This is a genomic window from Actinacidiphila paucisporea (assembly GCF_900142575.1).
In the GTDB taxonomy this organism is placed as follows: domain Bacteria; phylum Actinomycetota; class Actinomycetes; order Streptomycetales; family Streptomycetaceae; genus Actinacidiphila; species Actinacidiphila paucisporea.
This window is the reverse complement of sequence record NZ_FRBI01000001.1, coordinates 202,731-223,761: the sequence shown is the minus strand read 5'-3', so window position 1 is coordinate 223,761 and position 21,031 is coordinate 202,731. Positions and strand designations below refer to the sequence as shown.

Here is a 21,031-nt window from a genome sequence, read left to right as displayed (position 1 = left end):
GACCCTCTCGATCCGCACTTCCACCACCATGCACCCGACCACTGACAATCCGTCACAGCGCGCTATCCGCGCAGGTCGGAGCGATTGTCAGTGGTCGGTCCTAGCGTGGTCGGCATGGAGGAAACGGAAGGTCGGTGGACAGCGGACCAGGTGCTCGCACTCGCGCCTGACGCGGCGTCACAGTCCGCGGGCGCGCGGCTCGCGGCGCCCGCGCCGTGGTCGGGCACGGGCGCGGCGGGCGCCGCGGTATGGGGCCTGTGCGCGGGCAGCGGGAGCAGGCCGTATCAGACGGTGGTCGATCTGAGCGGACCGGCTTTCGCGTGCTCGTGCCCGAGCCGGAAGTTCCCGTGCAAGCACGCGCTGGGACTGCTTCTGCTGTGGGCCGCGGGGGACGGAGTGCCGGTCGCGGCGGGGGCGGCCGCGCCGGAGTGGGCCGAGCAGTGGATGGCCGCGCGGCGCAAGAAGGCGGAAGCGGCCGCCGCCGCGGGGACGGAGGCGGGTCCGGAGCCGGGCGCCGCCGTCCCCGCGCAGGACGCGGCCAGGAAGCGGGCCGAGCGGCGGGCGGTCCGGGTGGAGGGCGGTGCGGCCGAGCTGGAGCAGCGGCTCACCGACCTGCTGCGGGGCGGTCTCGCGGGCTCCGACCGGGCCGGATATCAGCAGTGGGACGAGATCGCGGCCCGCATGGTCGACGCGCAGGCGCCCGGACTCGCGTCCCGCGTGCGGGAGTTGGGGGCGGTGGCCGGCTCGGGGGGCGACTGGCCGTCGCGGATGCTGGAGGAGGCGGGCCTGCTGCACCTGCTGGCCCGCGGCTTCCTCGGCCGCCAGCGGCTCCCTGCGCCGCTGGCAGAGACGGTCAGGACGAGGATCGGCTTCACCGTCGACTCCGCGGAGGTGCTCGCGGGGCCGCTGGTCAGGGCGAAGTGGCTGGTCCTCGCGCAGTACGACACGGCGGACGAGCGGCTGACGACCCGGCGGATCTGGCTGTACGACGGGGCGTCGGGGCGGTTCGCGCTCCTCCTGTCCTTCGGTGCGGCCGGCCGCGCACCCGAGCTGGCGCTGCCCGTCGGCGCGGTGCTGGACGCCGAGGTCGCCTTCCACCCGGCCGCGGTGCCGCTCCGCGCGGTCCTCGGCACGCGGTACGGCACGGGCGTGCCCGAGCAGGCGCCACCAGGTACCACGGTCGGCGCCGCGCTCGACTCCTACGGCACCGCGCTGGCCGACGACCCCTGGCTCGACGCCTGGCCCGTCCTGCTGGCCGACGTCGTCCCCCTCCCCGGCCAGGACCGCTGGCAGGTGGCCGACGCCGCCACCGACGCGGCGGTGCCGCTGCTCGGCGCCGACCACTGGCGCTTGGCCGCCATATCGGGGGGGCACCCCGTCACCCTCTTCGCCGAGGCCGGCGCCACCGGTTTGCGCCCGCTGGCGGGGTGGACCCGGGACTCTCCGAGGGGGGTGGCGTTGCCGGCCTGACGCCAGTGCGCGGGTGGTGACGGCGCGCGGGGGCCGGGCGCGCGGTCTCCCCGAATCGCCGAAGGCGCGAGGGCCGGCGAACGCGACCACGAGGGGCGGGAAAAGAAGGCGACGGATCACAGGGGCCGTCGTCCAGGGGCGCGCGGGAACCCCCGGGCGAGGCTCTGCGGAGAACGGAGCGAGAGGCCACGACGAAGCGTCGTGAGGCCGCGGGCGGTCACCGCCTCGAAGGGGCAGAGGGTCATCGCGGTCAGCAGGCACGTACGAGGAGGGGTTCGGATGGACGGCGGATGGGACGACCTCGTCGGGAGCGCGTTGCTCGGGACGGAGCGGCGGCGGCCGGGTGGAGTGGTCGGGGATGCCGCGGAGGCGGCCGCGGGGCTGCTGGACGCCGCGGCGGCGGGGGTCGTGCGGCGGCGGGCCGGGTTGCTGCCCGGGGTCGCCGGGGAGCGGCCGGCGGTGGCGGCGGACGACCGGCGGGCGGAGTTGCCGGAGGCGGCGCGGCGGCGGCTGGGGCTGCTGCTGGCCGACCGCACCGGCGGGTCCGGCGGCAACCGGCGGGGTTCGGCGCCGAATCTGGCCGAGCTGCTGCCGCAGTGGCTGGCCGCCGCTCACCGGGGGGGCTATGCGGCGCCGCCGGAATTGCTGCCCGCGCTGCTGGACGCGGCCCGGGCGCGTACCGACCTGCGGGCGGACGCCCTGGCCTTCGCCGGCCCACGCGGGCACTGGCTCGCGGGGCTGAACCCGGACTGGAAGTACGCCCTGCGGGCCGGCGCCGGGGCGGTTTCCGGCCCCGGCCAGGAAGGGCCCGAGCAGGCGGAGAAGCTGTGGGAGGAAGGGCTGTTCGCCGAGCGCGTCGCCCTGCTGGGCCGCCTTCGGCTCACCGCGCCGGACACGGCGCTGGCGCTGCTGGCCGCGACGTGGAAGACCGAACGGGCCGAGGACCGGCTGATGTTCCTGGACTCGTTGCGCACCGGACTGTCCGCGGCGGACGAGCCGTTCCTGGAGCAGGCGCTGACCGACCGCAGTCGCAACGTACGGGCGACGGCCGCCGAGCTGCTCTCCGCGCTGCCCGGGTCCGCGCTGGCCGCGCGGATGGCGGCCCGGGCCCGCAGCTGCGTGTCGCTCGGGCCCGACGGCATCGTGGTGGAGGCGCCCTACGAGTGCGACGCGGCGATGGAGCGGGACGGGGTGGCGCCGCGGCCGCCGAACGGGCGGGGTGAACGGGCCTGGTGGCTGGCCCAGTTGGTGGACGCGACCCCGCTGGCGACCTGGCCCGCGCGGTTCGGGGGCCGCACACCCGAGCAGATCATCGCGCTGCCCGTACTGGACGACTGGCAGCCCGACCTGCACGCGTCCTGGTGCCGGGCCGCCGTCCGGCAGCGGGACGCCGGGTGGGCGCGGGCACTGCTCGGACCGCCGCCCGCCGCGGCCGCGCCGCTCGCCGCGGTCGGCGATCCCGCGAAGCTGCTGTCCATACTGCCGGGGGACGAGCGGGCCGAGTGGGTCGCGGCCTTCATCGCGGCGCACGGGCTGTCCGAGGCGTTCCAGATGCTGGGGGTGTGCGCGGTGCCGTGGGCCGCGCCGCTGGGGCGGGCGGTGGTGGACGCGCTGGACATCGCGCGGGACGCGGGCAGTTACCCGTGGAGCTTCAGCGGGGTGATGGGGCTGGCCGAGCGCTGCCTCGACCCGGCCGCGGCGGAGCAGGTCGCCGCGCTGGCCGGGGGCGGGGAGGAGCCGGCGGACTCCGCGCCGGGTGCGGTGGCTTACTGGGGGGAGGCGTTCCAGCGGCTGAGCGGTACGTTGCGCTTGCGCGCGGCCATGCTCAGTGAGCTGCGCCCGACTCAGCTGTGACCACCGGCGGTGGCGCGAGGGACCCGGACCTACCCCCGGGTGAGGGCTCGACGCGTAGTCCCCGCGCCCCTGGGAGGAGCGGCCCCGAATCAGCCTGTCCGCCCGAACCGACTCGCCCTAGGATGAGGTCACTTCGATGAGACGTTCCCCCAGAAGCACGCCGCAGAACGGGAGCGTCCCACCTCGCTGAGGTGCCGGAGGGGCGGCAGTAACTTTGCTGATCCTTCCTTTCGGAGGTCTCTGTCATGAACGTCGGTCTCGGTCTGCCCATCGGCGACCCTGCCACCCTACTCACGTGGGCCCAACGCGCTGATGCCGGCCCTTTCAGCACGCTCGGCCTGCTGGACCGGCTCGTCTACCACAATCCTGAGCCCCTGGTCGCACTTGCCGTCCTCGCGGGCGCCACCTCCCGCATCCGCGTCCAGACCGAAGTGCTGCTCGCCCCGCTGCGCGACACCGCTCTCCTGGCCAAGCAGGCCGCCACGCTGGATCGGATGACCGGTGGCCGCCTGGTCCTCGGCCTGGGCATCGGCGGCCGGGACGACGACCACCAGGCCACGGGCATCGACAAGCGCACCCGCGGCCGACGCCTCGACGAGCAGATGGCGGTGATGCGCCGCCTGTGGTCCGGCGAGCCGTACGGCGACGGCGTCGGCCCTGTCGGCCCCGCGCCCGCCCGGCCCGGCGGCCCCGAGGTGCTCTTCGGCGGCTTCAAGCCCGCAGCGATCGAACGCGTCGCGCGCTGGGGTGACGGCTTCCTCGCCGCTGCGGCGCCCTCCTGGGCGGGCGGCCTGTTCGACACCGCCCGCAGGTTCTGGAGGGAGTACGACCGCGACGGTGAGCCGCGCATCGTCGCGCAGGTCAACGTCGCGCTCGGCCCTGCGGAGGTGATCGCCGATGCCCAGGCCAACATGCACGCGTACTACACCTTCACCGGCATGGCCGACCGGATGGTCGACGGGCTGCTCACCACGCCGGCCGCGATCCGCGAGGCGATCGCCGCCTTCGCCGATCTCGGCGCCGACGAGGTCATGCTCTACTGCTACGGCCAGGACCCGAGCCAGGTGGACCGCCTCGCCGACATCCTCTGAGTGAAGGCGAGTAGGTGACCGGCAGGCCCTCAGCGGCGGGCCTGCCCGCGTTTGCCGCGCAGGATGGCGGGGGTGAGGTCGGGTCCATCGATCTCACCCCCACCATTCCTCCAGGAGGCCGGCGTCACCTGTTCAGCGCGCTGAGCGGGAAGCCGGTCCGTGCGTCGATGTCGTAGGCCGACCAGTCCTTTACTTTGCGGATCGCGAACTCAGCCGGATCGACGTTGACGGCCGCGATGAAGGCAAGGCCGCTTTCGAGTCGCTGATAGCCGACGGAGAATCCCTCCAGCTCCGCGGTCTCCGCGGCACGGGTGTGCGAGTTGCCACAAGGATGGCGACGCAGGAATTCCCTGACTCGTTGAGTCAATGCCGAATTCCGCTTGTGAAGGTCCGCTCCGCCAGAGGCGCGCGGGCCTGAGGTGAAGTCAGGGCCCAGTGGATTGTCTCGCCCGAGATCGCCCACGCCGTCGCGGGCGTCGGCTTCTTCGGCTACCCGAGTTCACCGAGACGGAGGGCATCCCTTATATCGCTGAGCTTCGCGGTCGTGGCCGGGGTCTGTTCCTGCGCTTGTTCGGCGAGTCGGAGGGCGTCGTCAATCTCGCTGAGCTTCGCGGAGGACAGGACGGCCTCCCGCTCTATCAGGTCGTCCCGGGACACGGTGGTCTGCCACGTGCACGGGGTGAAGCCTGGACGCGGGAACGCGAGCCGCAGCACGCCCTCGAACGGCAGTCCTTCACCGGTGCCCACCATCACTTCGATGCCCAGACCGCTGATGTCGACGCCCGCCGGAGCGACGACCTGCATCACCCGGATCCCGGACGTGTCCTCTCCCGACAGCGTTACGACCAGTCTCCGCTCGTCGAACTGAACCCACCAGACTTCGCCACGTTGCACAAGTCCTCCAGATACAGGACGGCAGGCAAACGCTGCGCGACCCTGACGCGCTGTGGAGACAGGTGCGGCCACCGTTGATCATCGGCGTGTGAAGACACACGACCATGCGGTGACCGCAGGACTCGATCCCAGACCGGCCACTACCGGCTGCAAGCCGCTCAAGCATAAGGATCACGACCTACGGCTGGAGTACTAGAGCTTGCCTCGGCGCAGGCCGTGCCAGGTCCAGCCGGCGGTGAGGACGGTCTGCTGGAGGGTGTGCTTGAGGTCGTCGGTGTCGAAGCGGTAGGACTCGCGTTTTTCGTGCGGGCCGGCCGGGGTGCGGGCGAGGTCGTAGCCGACGAACTTCTGGTGGATCTGGCCGCGGGCGTGCGAGGTGGTGCGCTTGCGCGGGGGGTCTTCGCCGGTCAGGGTGAATTCGGAGTGGAAGTCCATCGTGTGGACCTCGGCGGCCTCGGGGACCAGGCGGAGGCGGATCTGGAAGTCCTCGCACTCCTGGACGCGGCCGAAGACGCCTTTCCTGGTCAGCTTCACGAGCTGGAATTCGGCGACCAGGTCGACGCCTTCGGGGGTGCCGTCGCGGATGACGTACCGGGCGTCCGGGGTGTTGAGCGCGAGCAGGGCCGCGCGGACGTCCGCCGCGGTGCGCGGGGCGACGCCGGGGGCGGGCGCCAGGGTGGTGTTCTGGCGGTTGAAGAGGCTCACGAGTCGTCCCGCCTACGCAGTCGGTTCCGGTGCTGACCCGGTGTCCGGGCCGACGGTGCGGACGAAGTCCTGGAAGTCGCCGAGCACGTCGTCGTGCTGGCCGGCGGTGGCGGTCAGGGCCAGCCGGATCACGGCCCGCTGATGCGGGTCGTCGTCGTCCAGCAGGGCCAGGTAGACCTGGGTCTGGAGGAGGGCGTGCCGCACACCGTCGATGACGGTGGTGAAGGACATCTGCTGGGTCAGGGCGGGCGCGGCCTCCGAACCGGTCTCCTGGCGGCCGGTCAGCACGACCGAGTCGGCGATGCCGCGCATGCGCTGGACCGACGCTTCGGCGATGTCGGCCAGCGGGGTGTCGTCGGGGCGGTATTCGCCGTCGATGGTGATGTTGGCGGTGAAATGGCCGTCCGGCTTCGCGTAGAGGGCGACGAAGGCCACGTCGGGGGCGCCGACCTCGTCCGGCGGGGCGGGGCGCCAGTCGTCGGGGAGCCGGAACGCGATCGGCACCGGCAGGGTCGTGGACATGTCGGACTCCCTTTCAACCGGCTGCTTCAGCCGAGCCGTACGTCAGAACAGGCTGCCGATGCCGTGCCCGATGGACTTGGCCACGCCGCCGGCTTCGCCTGCCACCTTGCCGACATCATGCGCGATATTCCCCGCCGCGTCGGCGGCGTCGTTCGCGGCGTCGGCCACCTTGTGCGGGTCGACGGTGAATTCGAAGCCCACTTCGCCGCCGAGTCCGACGGCCGCGCCCACCTTGCCGCCGAAGTGGTATTTGCCGTCCTCGCCCTTGCCGAAGTCGACCTTGGCGTCGGCGCCGACGCCCGCCCAGCCCTCGGCTGTCGTGCCCGCGCCGATCCCGCCGGCCTCGACGCCGCCGGCGACCGAGCCCTTCGCGCCGGCGAAGGCCTTGACCCCGGCGCTGCCGCCCTGGGGGCCGATCTTGACGCTGCCCGAGGCCTCGGCGCCGGCGAGTCCCGCGGCCCGGCCGTAGACGCCGACGTCGCCGGCCTCGATACGTCCTTCGGTCAGCGCCCGTGCGCCCGCGGAGGCCTCGACGGTGGCGCCGACACCCTTCTGGGTGAAGCCGTAGTTGGCGGAGGCCCTGGCTCCAAGGTTGGCGTCGGCGATGCCGGACAGTTTCAGCGAGCCGTCGGTGAGGGTTCCCTTGGCGGTGACGTGGCCGAGGTCGGCGTAGACCTTCGCCGAGCCCTGCTTGCCGTAGGCGGTGCCGCTGGTGGAGACGCCCGCGTTGGGGCCGAGGACGGTGGTCGAGCCGTCGGCGTGCCAGCCGTCGGTTTTGGTGGTGCCGGCCTTGCCGTGGGCCGGGACCGGCGGCAGCTCGGCGTCGGCGTGCGCGTTGAAGCCGCCGAAGCCGCCGCCGTCCGGGGAGGTGTCGCCGGACGCGCGGCTGAGGGCCAGTTTGACGCTCTGGTCCGCGTCGTCGACGGCGTGCACCGCTGTGGCTATCGCGGCGGTCCACTCCCGGGCGGCCTGCGCGTACTGGGCCGTCAGGGTGGCGTAGTCCGGGTCGTGCCGGTAGTCGAACCGTTCCTTCTCGGTGAGCTTGTCGAAGCCGACGTAGGTGGCGGTGCCGGAGCCGTCGACCTTGAAGTCCTTGGCCTCGGCGTCGGCGACCAGGTCCTTGACGGCCTTCTGCCGCGCCGTCAGCTCGGTGTGGGCCTCCTTGAGGATGCCGGCGATGGCCAGCGCCTCGGTCTTGGCCGCCGCGAACTCGAAGGAGGTGGCCGCGGAGCCGCTCTGCTGGGCGCCGAAGGCGACGCCCAGCCAGTTGCCGTTGGCCAGGGCGCCCTGGACGTGCTTCTGGTAGTCGCTCTGGAGTACGCCGAAGCGCTCGCCCATCTTCTGCCAGGTGTCGGACACGTCCGACAGCGGCGACAGGTCGGCGGTCATCACGTCGTGGTAGGTCAGCGGCACGGTCGGTCCCCGGTCACATCTGGTCGAGGCTGGTGGGCAACGGCTGGAACGCGGGGTTCGTACCGATCGGCGGGTCGGTGACCAGCGGATTCGCACCGGCCGCCGGATTCGTACCGACGGCCGGGTTCGTACCGGTCAGCGGGTTCGTCACCAGCGGGTTGCCCGCGGCGGGGTGCGTGCTCAGCAGCGGGTTCGTCACCAGCGGGTTCGTGCCGACGCCCAGGTCGGTGCCGACGCCGAGGTCCTGGCCCTGGAAGAGCACCTTCGTGCCGCGCAAGGCGCTCAGTTCCGACTCGAGGCGGCTCATCAGGCGGCCGGCCTGGCCGCGCCAGGTGGTCATCGCGGTGGACAGGCCGGTGTCGGTGGCCCAGGCGGACAGGCCGGGCAGGCCGGTGTCGGGTTTGGCGTCGTTGAAGATCGGTGGAGGCGCCGGGGCGACCATCGGCGGGTGCACCGCGCCGCCGCCCTCGCCCATGCAGCCGGCCGACCGGGTGTCAGGGAGCAGGTTCTGCTCCATATACGTCACGGCCCGCTGCTTGTCGCTCGCCGAACTCGCCAGCGTCGACCCCTGCGCATGCTGTCCTTCGCTGCCCCCGGAACCCACGGGTCGTCCCCCTCGCGCACGCGCAGCCCCCACCCGCCGGGCGCCGGGCGGGCGCGCAGCGGGTGCCTCGGCAGCACCTTATGGGTGCCGCGAGTGCGGAAGACAACCTTCCAGTGACGCTGGGAACATCCGTGGCCCGAGCTTTGCCCGGGCCATCCCCCGTCACACCAGCACCGCAGCAGGCGGAAGGGCACCGGCCGCGGGCGCGGAAAAAATTCCGGGAACCCGGCCGCGCGGCGTTCAGGCGGCCGTCGGGATGTTCGCGTTGACCCACGCCACGACATCGCCCGTCGGGGTGCCCGGGGTGAAGATCGCGGCGACGCCGAGGGCCTTGAGCGGGGGGATGTCCGCGTCGGGGATGATGCCGCCGCCGAAGACCTTGATGTCCTCGGCGTCGCGGTCCTTGAGCAGCTCGATGACCTTGGCGAAGAGGGTCATGTGGGCGCCGGACAGGATGGACAGGCCGATGGCGTCGGCGTCCTCCTGGATGGCGGTGTCGACGACCTGCTCGGGGGTCTGGTGGAGGCCGGTGTAAATGACCTCCATGCCGGCGTCCCTGAGTGCGCGGGCGATGACCTTGGCCCCGCGGTCGTGGCCGTCGAGTCCAGGTTTCGCGACCACTACGCGGATCGGACCGGACACACCCATCTCTGCCTCCATGCGTATGACTCGCGGCCGTGACTGCGCTGCGTGAACGTGTGTGAACGAACGTTATCGTCCGCGTCCGGTGCCCGTCAGTTTTACGGAAGGCACCGAGGGGGAAATCACACAGTGGGACAGATTCCCCAGATGTCGGGCCGACGGCGGCCTCCCAGGGCGTAGGGACACGTCCGGGCCGTCCGGCGACCCGCCGGGTTCTCTGAGGAGCCGCTGTCAGGACGCCGCATTGCCGCGCTCGCCAGCCGCAGGGCGCGGTGATGCGGCATCCGCGGACCGTCCGCGGGCGCCGGCTTCTGCGATGGCGTCCGGGGTCGGTGCGGACCCCGGCCGCGACGGGAGGTGGGCCATGGCCGGCCAGTCGTCAGGGGCGGAGCAAGGCGCGGGGAAGACCGTGGGTAAGGCCGCGGGCAAGAGTTCAGGCAGGGCCGCGGGCAAAGGCTCAGGCAAAGGCTCGGGACACGGCCCACGGGCGGGCGCGGACCGGGAGGAGGCCCCCGGCGAGGGGTCGGGAAAGGGCTCGGACGGCGCGGGCGCGGGCAGCACGGGGAGCCGCCTGTGGCACGGCGTCGGCCTGGCCCGGGCCACCGCGATGGACCTGGCACTCCTGGCGGGCCATCTGGTGCTCTATCCGACCGGCATGCTCCCGGAGCGCGACCAGGCCCGGGAGGCGGTCAGGGCACACCCGCCCGTGCTGCTGCTGCACGGCTTCGTGGACAACCGTTCGACCTTCGCGGTGCTGCGCCGCTCGCTGCACCAGCACGGCTGGCCGCAGGTCCAGGCGCTCAACTACTCGCCGCTCATCGGTGACATCCGCACCGCCGCCGAGCTGCTGGGCCGCCATGTGGAGGAGATCTGCGCGCACACCGGCCGCCGCCGGGTGGACATCGTCGGGCACAGCCTCGGCGGGCTGATCGCCCGCTATTACGTGCAGTGCCTGGGCGGTGACCTGCGGATCCGTACGCTGGTCACGCTGGGTACACCCCATGCCGGCACCCGGGCGGTGCCGGCGCTGGCGCCGCATCCGATCATCCGGCAGATGCGGCCGGGCTCGGACGTGCTCGCCGAGCTGGCGGGACCCGCTCCCAAGTGCCGCACACGGTTCGTGGCTTTCTGGAGCGATCTGGACCAGCTGATGATCCCGGTGGAGGCCGCCTGCCTGATCCACCCGGACCTGCCGGCGGAAAACGTCAAGGTCAGCGGGGTCGGACACCTCGCGCTGCCGGTGCACGGGACGGTCGTCACCGAGATCCGCCGGGCCCTTGCGGGGACCGGGCCGCTGCGCCCGGCCATCGAGGCGGCATAACGGACACATAACGGTCGAATATCGACCGAACGCCGGGCAAGCCGGACGTCAGGTTACGGGCAGAGATTGTCGCCGCCACCTACAGCGGGCTACAGTCACCGCTAATTCTCCTGCTGCCGAGGCGAAAGAGAAGCTGGCGGTGAACGAACGTCCCCCCTCGGGGTACACCCCCGACTACGACGCCTACACGTACGACGCCTATTCCACGGGCGCCTACCAGGCTGTCGGCACCCTCTTCGCGGACGACACCACGACCGGGACGTACGGGTACATCCCGCCGCAGACCCCCTTTTACGGCTACGACCAGCTGCAGGCCCCGGCCCCGCAGCAGAGCCAGGACTACGCCTACGGCACCGGCTACAGCTACGACCACGGCCGGCTGCCGGACGCGCAGCCCGAGCAGCAGCAGAGCTACGACCCGTACGGCTACCCGGCCGGCGCCACGTACTACGACACCGGGACGTACGACGCCCAGCAGTTCGCGTCGTACCAGCAGCCGCAGGCGCCCCAGCAGGACTGGGACTCCGGCGCCTACCCCGCGTACGGATACGGCTACGCCTACGACGCCAGCGGGGACACCGGGGTCTACGAGCAGTTCCCGCAGCAGCAGTACGAGCAGCAGCAGTACGAGCAGCCCCAGCAGACCCGGCAGCAGCACGCGTACGAGCAGCAGCCCCCGTACGAGTACCAGGAGCCGGCCCCCGAGCCGCAGCACGGGACCGGGGTGGCCGCCGAGCCGGACGCGTACGCGTACACGTACGAATATCCGCGAACGCACGAGCCCGACCTCGCAGCGGTCACCGACCACGCCGAGGAGCCGGCGGCCGCCGCGGAGCGGCACGACTACGCCGCCGACGGCTTCGAGCCCGGAGTGCCGGCGGCCCGCAGCCGCCGCCGCAAGCCCGCCAAGCGCTCCGCGCTGCTCACCGTGGCGGTGCCCTCGGTCGCCGTGATGGGTGTGGCGGCGGTCGGCGCGGCCGCCGTGACCGGGGTGGGCGTGGCGCAGGACACGGGCAAGGCCCAGGCCGACGCCCCGACGGCGACCGGCAAGGCGCCGACGACCCAGCTCGACCGGCAGCTCGCCGGGGTGAGCCAGGACGCGAGCGACTTCGCGGACCGCGCCAGCCGCACCCAGGAGCGGATCGACCTCAAGGACCGGCAGGCGGCGGCGAAGCGCGCGGCCGCCGCGGCGGCGGCCCGCAAGGAGGCGCTGCGGCCGAAGTTCGTGCTGCCGGTCAAGCAGAAGGGCCTGAGCGCCTACTTCGGGCAGGCCGGCGTCAACTGGATGGCCGTGCACACCGGCATCGACTTCCCGGTGATGGTCGGCACCCCGGTGGTGGCGGTGACCGACGGCACCGTCCGCACGCAGTGGAACAGCTCGTACGGCAACATGGCCATCGTCACCGCCCCGGACGGCACCGAGACCTGGTACTGCCACCTGAGCAGTACGAAGATCCGCAGCGGTTCGGTCAAGGCCGGCACCGTCATCGCCTACTCGGGCAACACCGGCAACACCACCGGACCGCACCTCCACCTGGAGGTACGGCCGAACGGCGGATCACCGATCGACCCGCTGCCGTGGCTGCTCAAGCACGGTCTCGACCCGCGGTAGGCAGGCGGCCGGCAGGCCGAACGCGGGGGTAGGCGGGCGCCCGGGTGAGCAGACGCCCTACAGCTTCTCCACCGGCGCATACCGCAGCAGCAGCTGCTTGGGGCGCTCGTCGCCGAAGTCGATCGTCGCCTTCTCGTCGCCCGGCTGCCCGGTGACCGAGACGACCGTGCCCAGGCCGAACTGGTCGTGCGTGACCCGGTCGCCCACCTTCAGCGAGATGACCGGCCGGTCGCCGACCGAGCGCCGGGTCGCGAACCCGCCCGAGGCCCCGCCGCGCCGCCCGCCGTCCGCACCGATCGTGCTGGACACCGAGGCGGCCGCCTTCGACACCGGAGCGCCGGCGGCGGACCCGGTCCGCTTCCACTCGATGAGGCTCTCCGGGATCTCCTCGAGGAAGCGCGACGGCGGGTTGTACGACGGCTGGCCCCAGGCGCTGCGCATCATCGAGCGGGTCAGGTAGAGCCGTTCGCGGGCGCGCGTGATGCCGACGTACGCCAGCCGCCGCTCCTCCTCCAGCTCCTTGACCTGTCCCAGCGCCCGCATGTGCGGGAAGACGCCGTCCTCCATGCCGGTGAGGAAGACGACCGGGAATTCCAGGCCCTTGGCGGTGTGCAGGGTCATCAGGGTGATGACGCCGCCCGCCTCCGCGTCGTCGTCGGGGATCTGGTCGGAGTCGGCGACCAGGGCGACGCGCTCCAGGAAGTCGGACAGGGTGCCGGGCTCGTCCTCGCCCCGCTCCTGCTCGAACTCCAGCGCCACGGCCGCCAGTTCCTGGAGGTTCTCCACCCGGGTCTCGTCCTGCGGGTCGGTGGAGGCCTGCAACTCGGCGAGGTAGCCGGTGCGTTCCAGCACCGCTTCCAGGACGACGGCGGGCCCCGCGCCCGATTCGACGATGGTGCGCAGCTCGTCCATCAGGGTGTTGAACCGCCGGACCGCGTTCGCCGAGCGGGCCGCCATGCCGTACGCCTCGTCAACCCGGCGCAGGGCGGCGGCGAATGACACCTTCTCACGCAGCGCGAGGGCGTCGATCATCGCCTCGGCCCGGTCGCCGATGCCGCGCTTGGGCACGTTGAGGATGCGGCGCAGCGGCACGCCGTCCTCGGGGTTGGCCAGCACCCGCAGGTACGCGAGCACGTCGCGGACCTCGCGCCGCTCGTAGAAGCGGACGCCGCCGACGACCTTGTAGGGCAGGCCGACCCGGATGAAGACCTCTTCGAAGACCCGGGACTGCGCGTTCGTGCGGTAGAAGACGGCGACGTCACCGGGCCGGGCGTCGCCCGCGTCCGTGAGGCGGTCTATCTCGTCGGCGACGAACTGCGCCTCGTCGTGCTCCTGGTCGGCGGCGTAGCCGGTGATGACCGGGCCGTCGCCGGACTGGGTCCACAGGTTCTTCGCCCGCCGCCCGGCATTGCGCTCGATGACGGAGTTCGCGGCGGACAGGATCGTCTGCGTGGAGCGGTAGTTCTGTTCGAGCAGGATCGTGCGGGCGTCCGGGTAGTCCTCCTCGAACTGGAGGATGTTGCGGATGGTGGCACCGCGGAAGGCGTAGATCGACTGGTCGGCGTCACCGACGACGCACAGCTCCGCCGTCTCCTCGCCGGTGCCCACCAGCTCGCGCACCAGGGTGTACTGGGCGTGGTTGGTGTCCTGGTACTCGTCCACGAGGACGTGCCGGAAGCGCCGCCGGTAGTGCTCGGCGACGTCCGGGAAGGCCTGCAGCAGGTTGACGGTGGTCATGATGATGTCGTCGAAGTCCAGCGCGTTGGCCTCGCGCAGCCGGGCCTGATACAGCGCGTAGGCCTCGGCGAGCTTCTTCTCGACGGCGTTCTCCGCCTGGGCGGCGAAGGTCTCCTCGTCGATGAGCTCGTTCTTGAGGTTGGAGACCTTCGCGCTGAAGGACTTCGGCGGATACTGCTTGGGGTCCAGGTCGAGGTCCCGGCAGACCAGGGCCATCAGGCGCCTGGAGTCGGCGGCGTCGTAGATCGAGAACGACGAGGTGAAGCCGAGCACCTTCGACTCGCGGCGCAGGATGCGGACGCAGGCGCTGTGGAAGGTGGAGACCCACATCACCTTCGCGCGCGGGCCGACGAGCTGCTCGACCCGCTCCTTCATCTCGCCCGCGGCCTTGTTGGTGAAGGTGATCGCGAGGATCGAGCCGGGGTGGACGTGGCGGGCCGAGAGCAGGTGCGCGATGCGATGGGTCAGCACCCTGGTCTTGCCCGAGCCCGCGCCCGCGACGATGAGCAGCGGCCCGCCGGCGTGCTCGACGGCGGCGCGCTGCTGGTCGTTGAGCCCTTCGAGCAGCTGCGCGGGGTCGGTGGCCGGGCGCGGGGCGCCGTCGCGGTAATACGCGTCGCGCCCGCCGCCGCCGTCGCCACCGAAACCCCGGTCCTCCGGGGGCGGAGGCGCGTCGGGGTCGGCGGGTTCCGGCGCCACATGCAGACCGGGCAGGAAGTCGTCGTCAAAGAGGCTGCTCATCGCCTCCTGAGTCTAGGCGCCCCCACCGACACCGGGCGCCCGCTTCCCCCTGCACACCCCACTCGTAGCCCTCCCTTACCCAGCGTGACATCCCTCCTTGATTACGAAAAGGTATCGGGCCTATCGGACACCGCTCTTCCCAGCGGTGGCGGCGCCCGGCTACCGTGCCGCACCAGGCAGCGCCGAAAGGAGTCCGCCGGGCATGGCGACACACCGTAAGTCCCGTACCGCGATACTGACCGCCCCGCGCACCGCCGTGGGGCTGACGACGGCCGCCCTGGCCACCGTGACCCTCTTCTCCGAGACCGCGGGCGCCGCGCCGGCCGCCCCCGCCCCGCAGCAGTCGATCGCCGCGGTGCAGGCGAAGGTCGACGCGCTCCAGCACCAGGCGGAGGTCGCCACCGAGGCCTACAACGGCGCCAAGGAGAAGGTCAGCCGGCAGAACGCCACCGTCAACAAGCTGCTGACGCAGGCGGCGCAGAAGACGCAGGCGCTGAACGACTCGCGCCGGCTGCTGGGGCAGTACGCGGCGGCGCAGTACCGCAGTGGCGGCGACGACTCGGCCGGGCGCTACCTGCTGGCGACCGACCCGCAGGACCTGCTGGACCAGGCGCATCTGGAGAACCTGCTGGGGCAGCGGCAGAAGACGGCCGTCGAGTCCTACCGCGTGCAGCAGGCCGCGGCCACCCAGCAGCGCATCGAGGCGGCCAAGAGCCTGGCGACGCTGACCACCCAGCAGGCGCAGCTGCGCAGCGCCAAGGCCGATGTGCAGTCCAAACTGGGCGCCTCGCAGAAGCTGCTCAACAGCCTCACCGCGCAGGAGAAGGCGCGGCTGGCGGCGCTCCAGGCCAAGCGGGAGGCGGAGGCCAGGCAGAAGGCCGCCGCGCTGGCGAAGGCGGAGAAGGCCAGGGCCGCGGCCGCGGCGAAGCTGGCGGCCGCCAAGAAGCCGGCCGGCGGGACGACCACCACCCCGGCCGCCACCCCGGCGAACGCGTCGGTGAGCGCCAAGGCCATCGCCTTCGCGCGCGCCCAGCTGGGCGAGCCGTACGTGTGGGGCGCGACGGGCCCCAGCTCCTGGGACTGCTCGGGCCTGACGCAGGGCGCCTACAAGGCGGCCGGCATCGACCTGCCGCGGACCACCGGTGAGCAGGTCGGCGTCGGCACCCGGGTGTCCACGTCGAACCTGGAACCGGGCGACCTGATCTTCTTCTACAGCGACCACAGCCACGTCGGCATCTATATCGGCGGCGGCAACATGATCCACGCTCCGCACACGGGAACGGTCGTCAAGGTCGCCCCGATCACCGAAATGCCGATCTATGGCGCGGTTCGTCCTTACTAGTCGAATCACCAAAGGTGAGATCACGAAGCGATTTCGGTCACGTTGCGATCCCAAACTTCCCAACTTCCGGCGAAGTTGAGTACGGTAACCCGCTAGGTGACGCGTTCACCGCCGGTGAAAGTGCCGGCACCGCGCCGCCTCCGCTCAATCCGGCCCAGGCCGGAACCGGGGACCCACCACGCAGAATTGGGGTGAATCGGGACAGACGCCAGCTGGTGTCCGACCCGTAGGGCTACCTTTCCAGCCCGAACCCGACAGCTAACCCGGTCGGCGGTTCACGGAAGGAGTCGCCTTCGTGGCGTCGCACCGCAAGCCGCGTCCGCGGATACTCGCCTCGACCGCCCCCCGCGCGGCGGTCGGCGTCACCGCCGCGGCGATCGCCTCGGTCACCCTGCTCAGCGAGAGCGCGACCGCGGCGCCCGCCAAGCCCTCCATCTCCGAGGTCAAGGCGCAGATCGACACCCTGAACCAGCAGGCCGAGGTCGCCACGCAGGACTACGACCAGGCCAAGGAGCAGACCGACACGCAGCGGGCCAAGACCGACCAGCTGCTCGCCCAGGTCGCCCAGAAGACCGAGCAGATGAACGCGTCCCGCCGGGTGCTCGGCCAGTTCGCGAGCGAGCAGTACCGCAACGGGGGCATCGACCAGACCGTGCAGCTGCTGCTCGCCGCCGACCCCGAGCAGTTCCTCAACGAGTCGCACATGGTCAGCCAGCTCTCCGCGACCCAGACCGACGCACTGAAGAACTTCCGGATCCAGCAGGAGCAGGCGTCGATCCAGCGGGCGCAGGCCACCGCGAGCCTGACCCAGCTCACCAACTCGCAGAAGCAGCTGGCCACCCAGAAGAAGACGGTGCAGACCAAGCTGGCGGCCGCGCAGAAGCTGCTCAACAGCCTCACGGCGGCGCAGCGCGCGAAGATCGCGAGCATACACAAGGGCTCGTCGTCGACCTCCTCGTCGAGTCCCTCCTCCTACACCTACAACGGCCCCGCGAGCGGCCGCGCCGCCGAGGCCATCGCCTTCGCGCTGGCCCAGCGCGGCAAGCCGTACGTCTTCGGCGCCACCGGCCCCGGCTCGTTCGACTGCTCGGGCCTGACCCAGGCGGCCTACCGGGCGGCGGGCATCTCCCTCGGCCGGACCACCTACGACCAGGTCAAGGACGGCGTCCCCGTCTCGAAGGCCGACCTGCGGCCCGGCGACCTGATCTTCTTCTACTCCGGCGAGTCCCACGTGGGCATCTACCTGGGCAACGGCCAGATCGTGCACGCCCCGCACACCGGCGCGGTCGTCGAGGTCGCCCCGATGAGCTGGATGCCCTTCGCCACCGCCCGCCGCGTGGCCTGACGGCCGCGGGCGGCCGCCGGCGCGCAAGGCACATCCGCGGGCGCGCGCGGCGGGAAACGGACCTTCGGTCAGGCTGGGTCCGTTTCCCTTGCGCTCACCCGTCGAACGGCGGTCGTTTCCGTGCAGGGGACGACCGATACAGGGCAGTCCCGGTCACCGTGGCCCGGTGCGCCCCCGGGCAGGTTTAGCGTCGCTCCTCAGGTGGCCGACACCCCACTGCCGTCCGGTTTCGGGCGGCACCGGTCACCCCCGCCGAAGGCCCGGCGGTGTCCTGCTCCCCCGTGCAGGCACCGCCGGGCCGTCCCCTCGGAAGGAGTGACGGCCCGCGATGGCCTCACACAGTCCCACCCGCTCGCACCGCGGGAAGCGCCCCGCCTTAACCGGCAGCGGCACCCCGGGGCCCCTCGGCCCCACCCGCGACAGCACCCGCAGCACCACCACCCGCACCACCACCCGCACCACCGCCCGGATCGGCGTCACCCTCGCGCTCGCGTCCGCCGCCTCCGTCTCGCTGCTCGGTGAGACCGGGCACGCGGCGCCGAAGCTCACCCCGGACCAGGTCAGGACGAAGGTGGCCGCGCTCTACCAGCAGGCGGAGCAGGCCACGGAGGACTACGACGGCGCCAAGGAGCAGGCCGCCACGGCGAATTCCGCGGTCTCCGCCCTCCAGGACGAACTGGCCCGCAAGACCGCGACGTGGAACAGCACCAGGGACGCGCTCGGCAGTATCGCCGCCGCCCAGTACCGCTCGGGCGGTATCGACCCGCTGCTGCAGCTCGCGCTCAGCTCGACCCCTGACACGTATCTGGCACGGGCGTCGTATCTCGACCAGGCCGGCACCCAGCAGAGCACCGTGCTGGCCCGACTGGCTTTCCAGCAGCGGGACATCGCCGCAACCCGCGCCCGGGCCCAGGGCAAGCTGGCCGCGCTGCGGGACGCGCAGGCCAGGGTCGCGGACCACAAGCGCACCGTGAATTCCGAACTCGCCGCCGCCCAGGCGCTGCTGGCGCAGCTGACCGCGGCCCAGCGGGCGGCCGTCGCGGCCGACGACGGGCCGGGCCGGGCGGCCGGTAGGCACGCGCCGGGCACCGCGGCCGCGAACCGGAACACCGTACGCGTCCCGCTCGCCTCCATCGCCGCGCCCTCCCCGCGCGCGGCCCGCGCGGTGGCCTTCGCCTACGGCGCGCTGGGCCTGCCCTACGTGTGGGGCGCCACCGGACCGCACGCGTACGACTGCTCGGGCCTGGCCCAGGCGGCCTGGCGTGCCGCCGGGGTGTCGCTCCCCCGCACCACCTACACGCAGATCACCGCGGGCCCCCGCGTCTCCCGGTCCCAACTCCAGCCGGGCGACCTGGTGTTCTTCTACTCGGGCATGAGCCACGTCGGCATCTACATCGGCGGCGGCAACATGATCCACGCACCGCACCCCGGCGCGTCGGTCCGTGTCGCCCCGATCAGCGAGATGCCCTTCGCCGGGGCGGTGCGACCCGGCTGAGCCGGGCGCGGTGGTCGGACGCCCCCGACCGGCGCGGCCCCCCGGGTCGGACGGGACGCCGTGGCGCCCGTCAGACCAGCCGGCGGGCCGTCGCCCAGCGGGTCAGCTCGTGGCGGTTGGAGAGCTGGAGCTTGCGCAGCACCGCGGAGACATGCGACTCGACGGTCTTCACCGAGATGAAGAGCTGCTTGGCGATCTCCTTGTATGCGTATCCGCGGGCGATCAGGCGCAGGACCTGGCGTTCGCGCTGCGTGAGGCGGTCGAGGTCCTCGTCGACCGGCGGGGCGTCGGTGGAGGCGAAGGCGTCGAGGACGAAGCCGGCCAGGCGGGGGGAGAAGACGGCGTCGCCGTCGCGGACGCGGAAGATGGAGTTGATCAGGTCGGGGCCGGTGATGGTCTTGGTGACGTAGCCGCGGGCGCCGCCGCGGATGACGCCGATGACGTCCTCGGCCGCGTCGGAGACGGACAGCGCGAGGAAGCGCACCGGGTGGTCGGGGTCGGCGGCCAGGGCGGCGCAGCGGCGCAGCACCTCGACGCCGCCGCCGCCGGGCAGGTGGACGTCGAGCAGGACGACCTCCGGGCGGGTGGCGGTCACGACGGTCACCGCCTGGTCGACGTCGGCGGCCTCGCCGACGACCTCGACGCCGGTCTCCGCGGTGGCGCCGATCTCGGCCTGCACGCCGGTGCGGAACATCCGGTGGTCGTCCACCAGGACCACCCTGACGTGCCGCTCCCCCTGCGGGGCCGATTCCGTGTCCGTCATGCCGTCACCCTCTCCATCTCAAGTTCGACTTCGGTGCCGCCGCCCGGCGCGGAGCGCAGCCGCGCCTCGCCCCCGTTGCGCCGCATCCGGCCGATGATCGATTCCCTGACGCCCATCCGGTCGTCCGGCACGGCGTCGAGGTCGAAGCCGGGCCCGTGGTCGCGCACCGACACGAAGACCTGGGTGTCCTCGACTTCGGCGTAGACCTGTACGGCCGCCCCGCCACCGTACTTGGCGCCGTTCACCATGGCTTCCCGCGCGGCCTGCGTCGTCGCGACGAGGCGGTCGTCCAGCGGGCAGTCGCCGACGCAGACCACCTCCACCGGTACCCCGTGCGCGTCCTCCACCTCGGCGGCGGCGGCCCGCACCGCGTCGGCCAGGGTCGTCGGCTCGTCGTCGCGGCCGGTGCCCTCGGGGCGGTAGAGCCAGGCGCGCAGCTCGCGCTCCTGGGCGCGGGCGAGCCGGGAGACCTCGCGGGGGTCGTCGGCGCTGCGCTGGATCAGGGTGAGGGTGTGCAGCACCGAGTCGTGCACGTGGGCGGCGACCTCGGCCCGCTCCTGGGCGCGGATGCGCATCAGCCGCTCCGCCGACAGGTCCTGCGTCATCCGCACCAGGTACGGCCCGGCTATCAGCGCGACACCGACCAGGACGGCGAGCGCGGCCTGCAGGATGCCGCCGACGTGGGTACCGGTGCCGCGCACCACGATGAAGCCGGTGACGCCGGCGATGACCAGCGCGACACCGCCGGCCGCTCGTACCAGCGGCCAGAAGCGCTTGCCGTGGCTCATCTCGACCCAGCGGGCCTTGCGGGCGTTGTCGGCCTGCCGCCACACCAGGGCCACGCCGAGCCCGACGATCAGCAGCGGCCACACGGCACGGTTGGCGGCGCCGAGGTTGAGGTTGTCGATGAGGATGCCGGTGCCGACCGCGAGCGCGATCAGCGCCATGACCTGGCCCTTGTCGGGCCGTTTGCCGGCCAGCCAGGAGCGGGCGTCGCGCGGCTCCTTCGCCTCGGCGACACCGCCGATGCCGAGCGGCACGAAGAACCAGAAGACGGCGTAGAGCAGCACGCCGATGCCGTTGAAGGCGGCGAGCACCAGGAAGAGCGCCCGCACCCACAGCACGGGCAGCCCGAGGTGCCCGGCGAGCCCGCGGGCGACGCCGCCGACCATCCGGCCCTCGGAGCTGCGGTAGAGCTTGCGCACGCCGGGGTCGGCGGACTCCGGCGGGTTGAGGAAGGACGCGCCGGTACGGCCGCCGGGGGCGCCCGCGGGCGGACCGGCGGGCGTCCGCGCGCCGCCGCCCGGCGGTCCCGTGTGCGCCCCGGACGGGGCACTGCTCGCTGACATACCCCGATCGTCACACGTATGGACCCGCCGGGGCATCAGGGTCGGACCCCCAAGGGTCGCCCCGGGTGGCGGACCAGGGTCGGATCAGGGTCCGACCAGGGTCGGGGCAGGTGCCGGGCGGCGCCGGGAGG

The 21,031-nt window shown here is 72.5% G+C and carries 18 protein-coding genes and 1 riboswitch; of the genes, 8 read left to right on the top strand and 10 right to left on the bottom strand.

Annotated elements, in window-relative coordinates:
* Positions 1–114: 114 nt before the first annotated feature.
* From BUE44_RS01110 to BUE44_RS01100, 3 genes are all read left to right on the top strand, one after another.
* On the top strand, positions 115–1,470 hold the full coding sequence (locus tag BUE44_RS01110; protein ID WP_073493370.1) for an SWIM zinc finger family protein: 1,356 nt from the start codon (positions 115–117) through the stop codon (positions 1,468–1,470).
* Positions 1,471–1,749: 279 nt separating this feature from the next.
* Entirely contained in the window at positions 1,750–3,324 is a 1,575-nt protein-coding gene (locus BUE44_RS01105; RefSeq protein ID WP_073492542.1) for a DUF5691 domain-containing protein, read from the top strand.
* Positions 3,325–3,569: 245 nt separating this feature from the next.
* Positions 3,570–4,415: an LLM class flavin-dependent oxidoreductase gene (locus BUE44_RS01100; protein ID WP_073492540.1), complete on the top strand. Its 846-nt coding sequence runs from the start codon at positions 3,570–3,572 to the stop codon at positions 4,413–4,415.
* 124 nt (positions 4,416–4,539) lie between these two features.
* Here the strand turns inward: BUE44_RS01100 and BUE44_RS01095 are convergent, their stop codons facing one another.
* The 7 genes from BUE44_RS01095 to BUE44_RS01065 all read right to left on the bottom strand — a co-directional run bounded on the left by BUE44_RS01095 (position 4,540) and on the right by BUE44_RS01065 (position 9,201).
* A complete protein-coding gene (locus tag BUE44_RS01095) occupies positions 4,540–4,782 on the bottom strand; it encodes a hypothetical protein (protein ID WP_073492538.1) in 243 nt (80 codons plus the stop codon).
* 122 nt (positions 4,783–4,904) lie between these two features.
* Positions 4,905–5,309, bottom strand: a complete 405-nt coding sequence (locus BUE44_RS01090; RefSeq protein ID WP_073492536.1) for a growth inhibitor PemK — start codon at positions 5,307–5,309, stop codon at positions 4,905–4,907.
* 192 nt (positions 5,310–5,501) lie between these two features.
* The gene (locus tag BUE44_RS01085; protein ID WP_073492534.1) at positions 5,502–6,014 is read right to left on the bottom strand and encodes a hypothetical protein; all 513 of its coding nucleotides are present in this window, start codon (positions 6,012–6,014) and stop codon (positions 5,502–5,504) included.
* A 12-nt stretch (positions 6,015–6,026) separates the two neighbouring features.
* Positions 6,027–6,536 (bottom strand): hypothetical protein, encoded by a 510-nt coding sequence (locus tag BUE44_RS01080; RefSeq protein ID WP_073492532.1) that lies wholly within the window; start codon positions 6,534–6,536, stop codon positions 6,027–6,029.
* Positions 6,537–6,578: 42 nt separating this feature from the next.
* The gene (locus BUE44_RS37345; RefSeq protein ID WP_073492530.1) at positions 6,579–7,949 is read right to left on the bottom strand and encodes a hypothetical protein; all 1,371 of its coding nucleotides are present in this window, start codon (positions 7,947–7,949) and stop codon (positions 6,579–6,581) included.
* 13 nt (positions 7,950–7,962) lie between these two features.
* Positions 7,963–8,475 carry a hypothetical protein gene (locus BUE44_RS37750; RefSeq protein ID WP_200804302.1) on the bottom strand — a complete coding sequence of 171 codons (513 nt, stop codon included), beginning with the start codon at positions 8,473–8,475 and terminating at the stop codon, positions 7,963–7,965.
* 318 nt (positions 8,476–8,793) lie between these two features.
* The gene (locus BUE44_RS01065; protein ID WP_073492526.1) at positions 8,794–9,201 is read right to left on the bottom strand and encodes a cobalamin B12-binding domain-containing protein; all 408 of its coding nucleotides are present in this window, start codon (positions 9,199–9,201) and stop codon (positions 8,794–8,796) included.
* 601 nt (positions 9,202–9,802) lie between these two features.
* Here BUE44_RS01065 and BUE44_RS01060 point away from each other — a divergent pair.
* Together BUE44_RS01060 and BUE44_RS37745 are read left to right on the top strand one after the other, a co-directional pair.
* Positions 9,803–10,516, top strand: a complete 714-nt coding sequence (locus BUE44_RS01060; protein WP_073493368.1) for an esterase/lipase family protein — start codon at positions 9,803–9,805, stop codon at positions 10,514–10,516.
* Positions 10,517–10,655: 139 nt separating this feature from the next.
* On the top strand, positions 10,656–12,128 hold the full coding sequence (locus BUE44_RS37745; RefSeq protein ID WP_073492524.1) for a M23 family metallopeptidase: 1,473 nt from the start codon (positions 10,656–10,658) through the stop codon (positions 12,126–12,128).
* Between the two features lie 57 nt (positions 12,129–12,185).
* On the opposite strand, the gene pcrA is transcribed toward BUE44_RS37745, so the two are convergent.
* Positions 12,186–14,606, bottom strand: coding sequence for a DNA helicase PcrA (pcrA, locus tag BUE44_RS01050; protein ID WP_073492522.1), 2,421 nt, complete (start codon positions 14,604–14,606; stop codon positions 12,186–12,188).
* A 202-nt stretch (positions 14,607–14,808) separates the two neighbouring features.
* On the opposite strand from pcrA, the gene BUE44_RS01045 reads away from it, so the two are divergent.
* From BUE44_RS01045 to BUE44_RS01035, 3 genes are all read left to right on the top strand, one after another.
* Positions 14,809–15,948 (top strand): C40 family peptidase, encoded by a 1,140-nt coding sequence (locus BUE44_RS01045; RefSeq protein ID WP_073492520.1) that lies wholly within the window; start codon positions 14,809–14,811, stop codon positions 15,946–15,948.
* A gap of 131 nt (positions 15,949–16,079) precedes the next feature.
* A riboswitch (cyclic di-AMP (ydaO/yuaA leader) is annotated at positions 16,080–16,236 on the top strand.
* Positions 16,237–16,243: 7 nt separating this feature from the next.
* Entirely contained in the window at positions 16,244–17,293 is a 1,050-nt protein-coding gene (locus BUE44_RS01040; RefSeq protein WP_073492518.1) for a C40 family peptidase, read from the top strand.
* A gap of 328 nt (positions 17,294–17,621) precedes the next feature.
* Positions 17,622–18,788: a C40 family peptidase gene (locus tag BUE44_RS01035; RefSeq protein ID WP_079189380.1), complete on the top strand. Its 1,167-nt coding sequence runs from the start codon at positions 17,622–17,624 to the stop codon at positions 18,786–18,788.
* Positions 18,789–18,858: 70 nt separating this feature from the next.
* On the opposite strand, the gene BUE44_RS01030 is transcribed toward BUE44_RS01035, so the two are convergent.
* Together BUE44_RS01030 and BUE44_RS01025 are read right to left on the bottom strand one after the other, a co-directional pair.
* The gene (locus tag BUE44_RS01030) at positions 18,859–19,551 is read right to left on the bottom strand and encodes a LuxR C-terminal-related transcriptional regulator (protein WP_073492516.1); all 693 of its coding nucleotides are present in this window, start codon (positions 19,549–19,551) and stop codon (positions 18,859–18,861) included.
* Positions 19,548–20,900 (bottom strand): ATP-binding protein, encoded by a 1,353-nt coding sequence (locus BUE44_RS01025; protein WP_079189379.1) that lies wholly within the window; start codon positions 20,898–20,900, stop codon positions 19,548–19,550. Before BUE44_RS01025 ends, BUE44_RS01030 begins: the two co-directional genes overlap by 4 nt.
* Between the last annotated feature and the right edge of the window lie 131 nt (positions 20,901–21,031).